The sequence below is a fragment of the Hyella patelloides LEGE 07179 genome (assembly GCF_900659865.1).
GTDB classification, from domain to species: domain Bacteria; phylum Cyanobacteriota; class Cyanobacteriia; order Cyanobacteriales; family Xenococcaceae; genus Hyella; species Hyella patelloides.
Genome location: NZ_LR214081.1, coordinates 1 through 7,398 on the forward strand (window position 1 = coordinate 1; position 7,398 = coordinate 7,398).

General features: G+C 37.6%; 8 protein-coding genes and 1 pseudogene. 6 read left to right on the plus strand and 3 right to left on the minus strand.

Features of this window, described 5'->3' with window-relative positions:
* Window positions 1-129 (plus strand): annotated as a pseudogene (locus H1P_RS39580) (IS701 family transposase); the annotation flags it as partial.
* Between the two features lie 36 nt (window positions 130-165).
* Here the strand turns inward: H1P_RS39580 and H1P_RS39090 are convergent.
* The 3 genes from H1P_RS39090 to H1P_RS29050 form a co-directional block, all read right to left on the minus strand.
* The gene (locus H1P_RS39090) at window positions 166-288 is read right to left on the minus strand and encodes a hypothetical protein (RefSeq protein WP_281291259.1); all 123 of its coding nucleotides are present in this window, start codon (window positions 286-288) and stop codon (window positions 166-168) included.
* Between the two features lie 175 nt (window positions 289-463).
* Window positions 464-841, minus strand: coding sequence for a helix-turn-helix domain-containing protein (locus H1P_RS29045; RefSeq protein ID WP_144874306.1), 378 nt, complete (start codon window positions 839-841; stop codon window positions 464-466).
* A 12-nt stretch (window positions 842-853) separates the two neighbouring features.
* The gene (locus tag H1P_RS29050) at window positions 854-1,147 is read right to left on the minus strand and encodes a type II toxin-antitoxin system HigB family toxin (RefSeq protein ID WP_144874308.1); all 294 of its coding nucleotides are present in this window, start codon (window positions 1,145-1,147) and stop codon (window positions 854-856) included.
* A gap of 193 nt (window positions 1,148-1,340) precedes the next feature.
* On the opposite strand from H1P_RS29050, the gene mutS reads away from it, so the two are divergent.
* The 5 genes from mutS (at window position 1,341) to H1P_RS29075 (ending at window position 7,216) form a co-directional block, all read left to right on the plus strand.
* Window positions 1,341-4,016: a DNA mismatch repair protein MutS gene (mutS, locus tag H1P_RS29055; protein WP_144874310.1), complete on the plus strand. Its 2,676-nt coding sequence runs from the start codon at window positions 1,341-1,343 to the stop codon at window positions 4,014-4,016.
* A 726-nt stretch (window positions 4,017-4,742) separates the two neighbouring features.
* Window positions 4,743-5,090: an STAS domain-containing protein gene (locus H1P_RS29060; protein WP_186376207.1), complete on the plus strand. Its 348-nt coding sequence runs from the start codon at window positions 4,743-4,745 to the stop codon at window positions 5,088-5,090.
* A 463-nt stretch (window positions 5,091-5,553) separates the two neighbouring features.
* Window positions 5,554-5,973, plus strand: a complete 420-nt coding sequence (locus tag H1P_RS29065) for a Mini-ribonuclease 3 (protein WP_342799625.1) — start codon at window positions 5,554-5,556, stop codon at window positions 5,971-5,973.
* Entirely contained in the window at window positions 5,966-6,817 is an 852-nt protein-coding gene (rlmB, locus tag H1P_RS29070) for a 23S rRNA (guanosine(2251)-2'-O)-methyltransferase RlmB (RefSeq protein ID WP_144874314.1), read from the plus strand. Before H1P_RS29065 ends, rlmB begins: the two co-directional genes overlap by 8 nt.
* 117 nt (window positions 6,818-6,934) lie before the next feature.
* Window positions 6,935-7,216: a DUF1816 domain-containing protein gene (locus tag H1P_RS29075; RefSeq protein WP_144874316.1), complete on the plus strand. Its 282-nt coding sequence runs from the start codon at window positions 6,935-6,937 to the stop codon at window positions 7,214-7,216.
* Window positions 7,217-7,398: the final 182 nt, after the last annotated feature.

Consider the following 7,398-nt stretch of genomic DNA (forward strand, 5'->3'; position numbering starts at 1 on the left):
TTTATTCGTTTGGAAAAAATGCGTTCAAATAGCTCAATTTCTAATTGGTATCAATTGCAAAGGAATCTATTCACTTTAGTAATTCGCGAATACATTTTAAGTAATCTTACAGATACTTTTGCCGTTTAGCATCCATGACAGTGATTTTTTGTCAATGCGTAAGTTCTAGAGTTGTTGAATTGCTTTAACAATGAAGGCATTTTTACTTTTAACTTCACATTTAGAAGAAGAGATATGATTTTCTAGTCTGCGGGCTAAATCATCGGGAATATGTATCGATGTATTCATCGGATTATGATTTTTCTGGTATACCAGTTATAACATACCAGATATTTAGCTTGATAACAGATGATGTTCACTAACAAGGCATTATGGTATTTTTGGAAATTATTGTGGTTTTTGCTAGGATTGCGATCGATTTAATTAATGCTTATATCAATTAAATAATTACGTTCAATCAAAATCAAGCGGAAGCTTTTTCTAGAGAATAAGGCTGAATTAATATTTCTGCGGGAATGCCTAAATCTTGATTTAAACGTCGAATCATCTCTAAAGTCAAAGGCTGTTTTTTATTCAAGATTGCATTTACTTGTTCTTGACTACCAATAAAAACTTCTAAATCTTGCTTTGATAATCCGCGAGCTTCTAAATAGTAGAAAATTGCAGAAATAGCATCAGGAATTTCAATATGATACTGTTGTTTTTCGTAAGCTTCTACTAATGTTGTTAATATATCCAATCGATCTAATTCTGGAGAATTGGGTTCAGCATCAAATAGTCGTTCAATTTCTTTGAGTGCATTTTGGTAATCTGATTCAGTTCTAATAGGATTTAATTCCATAGTTATAATTTTCTAAATAGTTGTTGCATCTACATTATCGTATTCTTTGTGAGTTCCAATAAAACGGATGAAGATGATACCAATATCATATCGAACATGAACAATGAGACGATAATCATTGCCTTTAATATTGAAAACAACACGATTATTGGCAATGATACTCGCATTACGATAGAGATTTTTAATATCAGACGGATTTTGCCACTTTACATGAGAAGCTTCATAAAACCATGCTTTTAAAGGTTGTTCGGCATCAGGATATTTTTCCCAAAAACTGCGTAAAGTACTACGAGCAATAATTCGCATGATTGATACTAACTTATATTTTTAAGTCTTAATGACTTAATGACAGAAGAATACTACTATGCAAGGCATTTGAGCAACGAGCCACTAACCAAGAGCAAACATATTAAAATCTTGTAAAAAGATCGAGATTACAGGCAGAGGAAACGGATAAGTGCGATAAAGTCAAAAGAAAGACTTATAAGATACATAATTTATGGCACCTAGAAGAAAAGCAGATCAATCAGATCAACCTCCAAAAAAGATATGTACTGATTGCACTAATATCGATAAAAATCAGCTTTCACCAATGTATAAGCATTATGTAGAGGTGAAAGAGCAATATCCTAATGCTTTACTGTTATATCGAGTAGGGGATTTTTTTGAATGCTTTTTCCAAGATGCTGTTACCATCTCCCGCGAATTGGAATTGGTACAAACCAGTAAAGAGGGAGGCAAAGAATTAGGCAGAATAGCCATGACTGGTGTACCACACCATGCCCTAGACCGCTACAGTACCATGTTGGTAGAAAAAGGGTATGCAGTAGCTATTTGCGATCAAGTAGAAGATGCGTCTGTCGCCGTTGCGGAAAAAAGGATGGTGCGTCGGGAGATACAGAAGTTACTAACTCCTGGAACTTTAACCGATGATGGGATGTTAACCGCTCGTCGTAATAATTTCTTAGCTGCGGTGGTTATTGCAGGTGAGCATTGGGGCTTAGCTTATGCCGATATTTCTACAGGGGAATTTTTTACGACTCAATCTAGTGATTTGAGTAATTTGACTCTAGAATTATTGCGTCTTCAACCATCAGAAGTTTTAATCCCCACTAACGCCCCCGATATTAATGGTTTACTACGCCCTGGAGAACAATCTGAATATTTAGCAGACTGTTTACCCAATAGTTTTTGTTACTCACTGCGATCGCAGAAATCGTTTACTTTAATTGAAGCATCTCAAAGACTCAAAGATACTTTTGGCGTAACTTCCCTAGAAGGTATGGGTTGTAGTAATTTACCTCTGGGTGTTAGGGCTGCGGGTGGTTTATTAGAATATGTTGAAGATACTCAAAAAGCCTATCAAGTACCCCTACAACCTTTAAAAACTTATAGTCTGGCGGATTATTTAGTTTTAGATCATCAAAGTCGGCGCAATCTCGAAATTACCCAAACCGTTAGAGATGGCACGTTTTACGGCTCGCTGTTATGGGCATTAGATCGCACTGCGACTGCTATGGGAGGTAGGGCGTTACGTCGTTGGTTACTGCAACCCCTAATCGATATTAAAGGAATTACCGCGCGTCAAGATACCATTGCTGAATTAGTAGATAATACCCCTGTCAGAGAAGATTTACGGGCAATGCTCAAGAAAATCTATGATATTGAACGTTTATCAGGAAGAGTGGGTTCAGGAACAGCCAATGCTAGGGATTTACTCGCTTTAGGCGAATCTTTAATACGTTTAACCGATCTTTCTGCGATCGCTAGCTATGGTACTTCTCCTTATCTTAAAGCAATTCAAAAAGTACCCCCCGAATTAGAGCAACTGGGTAACTTTATCATCGATAACTTAGTGGAGTCTCCCCCGCAACATATCAAAGATGGAGGCTTGATCAGAGGTGGTATTAATAGCCAATTAGATGAAATGCGCCAGCGTTTAGAAGACGATCGACAATGGCTAACTAACTTAGAAGTTACTGAAAGAGAGCGTACGGGAGTTAGTAATCTCAAAGTTGGTTACAACAAAACTTTTGGCTACTATATCAGTATGCCTCGTTCCAAAGCCGAGCAAGCACCAGATAACTATCAAAGAAAACAAACCCTGACTAACGAAGAAAGATATATTACTTCTGAACTTAAAGAAAAAGAAACTCGTATCTTAACTGCTAAAGACGATCTTAATAATTTAGAATACGAAATATTTACCCAACTAAGAGAAAAAGTCGCAGAAAAAGCTTCAGAAATTCGCCAAATTGCCAAAGCAGTAGCAGCCATTGACGTATTAGCTGGACTCGCAGAAATAGCCGTTTATCAAAACTATTGCCGTCCTGAAATATTTGAAGGTAGAGAAATCTTTATTTTAGAAGGTAGACATCCCGTAGTAGAACAATCTTTAGGGGATGGTTTTTTTGTGCCAAACTCCACTAATCTGGGTTGTAAAGACGCGAAATTTTGCGTCTCTACAGAGGAAAATAATCCCGATTTAATTATTTTAACAGGCCCTAATGCCAGTGGAAAAAGCTGTTATCTCAGACAGGTGGGCTTAATTCAATTAATAGCTCAGATAGGTAGTTTTGTTCCTGCAACTGAAGCCAAATTGGCTATATGCGATCGCATATTTACCAGAGTAGGTGCGGTAGATGACTTGGCCACAGGGCAATCTACTTTTATGGTGGAAATGAATGAAACCGCTAATATTCTAAATCACGGGACAGCACAGTCTTTGGTTTTATTGGATGAAATTGGTAGAGGAACAGCAACTTTTGACGGACTTTCAATTGCTTGGTCGGTAGCCGAATACCTGGCCACAGAAATTCAGGCACGCACAATTTTTGCCACTCACTATCACGAATTAAATGAATTAGCTTCTATTCTTACTAATGTTGCTAATTATCAGGTAATGGTAAAAGAAATGGCAGATAAAATCATCTTTTTACATCAAGTTATTCCTGGTGGGGCAAGTAAATCTTATGGCATCGAAGCAGGTAGACTAGCAGGTTTACCCCCTACTGTAATAAAACGAGCCAAACAAGTTATGGGGCAAATTGAAAAACACAGTAAAATTGCCCTCGGTTTAAGAACTAATATTCAACAAAGAAAACCGATTGCTAACAACAATGGAAACGGCAATAAAGGAGATTTTATAGAACAACTAGATATCTTTGCCGATTAAAGAATTGGGGTAAGCTTAAACCTATTACCGCGCTACCTACACTCACAGAAAACTGACATTATGAGCTTTGGAGGAAACCTCCAAAGACGTGTCCTCACTTTTTCGTGCCGACCTTACTTAAACTACTCTCCTAATTTTTGACTTCTGAGATCGCGACTTCTTTTCTAAGTGTAAGTAACGAGTTCATTAAAAACACGGCACAAAATTCAGTATATCTACGAATGATCTCCAAAATCCCTAATAGTAATATTTAAGAGTAAGAAAAGATCATATTTCTTCTTATTTGAATTTTGATTTAATTCCTCTTGCTCCGTCAACCCCGCTCTCTATACAGATGAGTGGGGTGTTTTGTATTTAGATAATTGTTGGTGGTTAATCAATACTGTTTGGATAAGCCTTCTTCACTTATTGGTAAGAAAAAAATTGCTCCCCGCTTTCCGCTCTTCCCCACTTCCCTGAGTAATAATCGTTAACCGAAAAAAGTATTGGGTGATTTATAGTTAGTGATTGGTCGGTTGCTGAGCCAGAACCATACTATTGTCAAGCACCCGTCCCTAACGCGACGATGTGTTTAGTGACTCGGTACGTCAACCTGATGACTTTTTCTACTTCCTCTGATAGATTTTTCTGAGAAAAAAGACACGATTTTTCGCCAAATAAGCTATACTCTACTATTGATTAAATTGCACTAAAGTTGAGGAGGAAATTATTCCTGAACAACTAAACCTGACCGTAAGTTTAAGAGGCACTCGAGAAGTCAGGGATACATATCAAATATTTCGCCTTACTGGATTACTAGATGCCTTTTCTGAACCAGTATTTCGTAAAGTCATTGGTAACTACATAGATGATGGACCCAAAAACATTGTTTTAGTTCTTGCTCAAATCGACTTTATCGATAGTTCTGGTTTAGGAGCTTTAGTACAGCTTGTTAAAAAAGCGCAAACAGGAGGAGGTACACTGCAAATTGTTACCAATCCTCGCGTTACTCAAACTGTCAAGTTGGTTCGCCTAGAGAAGTTTTTATCTCTTCAGCCTTCAGTGGATGCAGCACTGGAAAATCTGAAAAAGTAACCTTCTTTTTAATCCAGTAATTGATGTATCTTTTTTAAAAGAACATACCCTTTGTGGTTTTAGTAAAAAAGTCCTCGATCCTTATTAATGATGTTACTGATTCTCGGTGACAATCAACTAATGACGAATTTGCAGCATGAACTCATTAACTATGTTTGTATCTACTGATGAGCGCAACACGAAAACATTCTTTCGTTGGCAAAAATCATAAGACAGTACAATTTAATTAATTGAGACAGGCTGCTGATTTTTCGTCATGACTCGTACGTTCTCAAGTCTGCCTATGGGCGAGGTTTCCTCGAAACGGGGCTTACAAAGTTCTGAAGTAAATTCAAAACACAGCAGCTCAGTTTGTGACGAACTTTTGCTTCTGTCGGCGACACGGGAGCGCGCTTGCCATAATTATTCATAGTTAAGCGAAATTTTGCCAGATTTTAATCAAAAGCACACAGATTCTCTTTGGTTGCGCAGTAAAGCTTTGACTGATGAGTTTCTTAAAGTAAACAATGTACCTTTAGAACAATTGTCTCCCGTTGCTTTGGCATATATTGGGGACGCTGTTTATGAACTCTATATCCGCAGCAAATTATTAATTCCTCCTAAAAGAATCGCTGAATACCATACTCAGGTGGTAACTCAAGTTAGAGCAGAAACTCAAGCCACTTATTTACAAAATCTCGAACCTTACCTAACTGGTGAAGAAAAAGAAATTTTACGTCGTGGGAGAAATGCTGTTACCACTAAACCTAAACGTTTATCAGCAAAAATATATCAACAAGCAAGTAGTTTAGAAACTTTAATTGGTTATTTGTATCTGACTAATTGCGATCGCTTACAAGATTTATTAACTAAACTTAAGATTAATTCCGATGTAGATGGCTAAATCTAATCCTACCCCCCGTCCTCGTCGCGCCCCAAAAAAACAATCTCAACCTCAACCAGTATCAGATAAAGCCTCATCTTCTGAAGCTTCAGAAGAACGATCCGATCTGGTTTATGGTCGTCATAGTGTGTTAGCTTTGCTAGAAAGCGATCGCCAAATTAACCGTATTTGGTTAACTTCTCAGGTAAAACGCGATCGCAGATTTCGCGAATTGCTACAACAAATTAAAAAACAAGGCACAGTGATTGATGAAGTAGCTACTCATCGCTTAGACAACCTTACACAATACGCCAATCATCAAGGAATTACCGCTCAAATAGCACCCTATAGCTATTGGGATTTAGAAGCACTATTAACAAGAGCCAAAAGTGAAACTGACTCTCCTGTAATAGTAATAGCTGATGGCATCGAAGACCCCCATAATTTAGGGTCAATAGTGAGGACAGCAGAAGCAATGGGGGTACAAGGATTAATTATTCCCCAAAGAAGAGCAGTTGGTGTCACCGCCACAGTCATGAAAGTTGCTGCGGGAGCTTTAGAAAACTTAGCAATTGCCAGAGTAGTTAATCTCAGTAAAACACTGGAAAAATTAAAAGAATCTGGATTCTGGATTTACGGTACAACGGCTGAAAGTAGTAAGCTGCTACACAAAATTGATTTTTCTGGGGCGATAGGATTAGTGATAGGCTCAGAAGCAAAGGGTCTAAGCTCTCTTGTTGAACGTCATTGCGATGAGTTAGTGGCGATTCCTCTTCAGGGAAAAACTCCTAGCTTAAATGCTTCAGTGGCAGCAGCGATCGCGATATATGAGGTTTATCGTCAAAAACAAGTGAAATTTAATTAAAATATTGATTGTTCACTGAAAAAATAATCAAAATAGTTACAAATTGTTTAAGATTTGTAACAGAATATAAAAAAAATCATAACCATCAAACACTGTATTGCTACCACAAGGAAAATAATGAAAGAAATTTTAACAAGAATTTTGAACGCCATAGGATGGGCTTACTGGGTAAAAATTGAAACTCAGAAGCCCAATTGCACTTACTATTTTGGCCCTTTTATGAGTCTTAAAGAGGCGAAATCCTCCAAAGTTGGTTATCTAGAGGATTTGAGTAAAGAAGGCGCAGTAGAGGTCGTCGTAGAAGTTAAACGCTGTAAACCTACAGAGCTAACAGTGATTAAAGAAAAAGATGAAAATCTGGATTTTAAACCAGTTCCTGCTTTTGGCACTCAATCCTAGCTTGAAATCTTAGTTAGTCTTATATATCTATTGACAGGTTATTTATAATTAGCTGGTGCCAGATAAGATTCTATTTGGTTAAAACCTAAGTTCTACCTATGCTCTGTTTTGTCTTAGTGCGCCTCTGTTAGTAAGTCTTCCCTTGCGCGACGCGAAGCGAGTCCTTTAGGGTTTTCAAACGA

Bases quoted from the DNA above. Each gene is read 5' to 3' on its own strand.
- H1P_RS39090 (WP_281291259.1), bottom strand. From the start codon at position 288: ATGAATACATCGATACATATTCCCGATGATTTAGCCCGCAGACTAGAA.
- H1P_RS29045 (WP_144874306.1), bottom strand. From the start codon at position 841: ATGGAATTAAATCCTATTAGAACTGAATCAGATTACCAAAATGCACTC.
- H1P_RS29050 (WP_144874308.1), bottom strand. From the start codon at position 1,147: ATGCGAATTATTGCTCGTAGTACTTTACGCAGTTTTTGGGAAAAATAT.
- mutS (WP_144874310.1), top strand. From the start codon at position 1,341: ATGGCACCTAGAAGAAAAGCAGATCAATCAGATCAACCTCCAAAAAAG.
- rlmB (WP_144874314.1), top strand. From the start codon at position 5,966: ATGGCTAAATCTAATCCTACCCCCCGTCCTCGTCGCGCCCCAAAAAAA.
- H1P_RS29075 (WP_144874316.1), top strand. From the start codon at position 6,935: ATGAAAGAAATTTTAACAAGAATTTTGAACGCCATAGGATGGGCTTAC.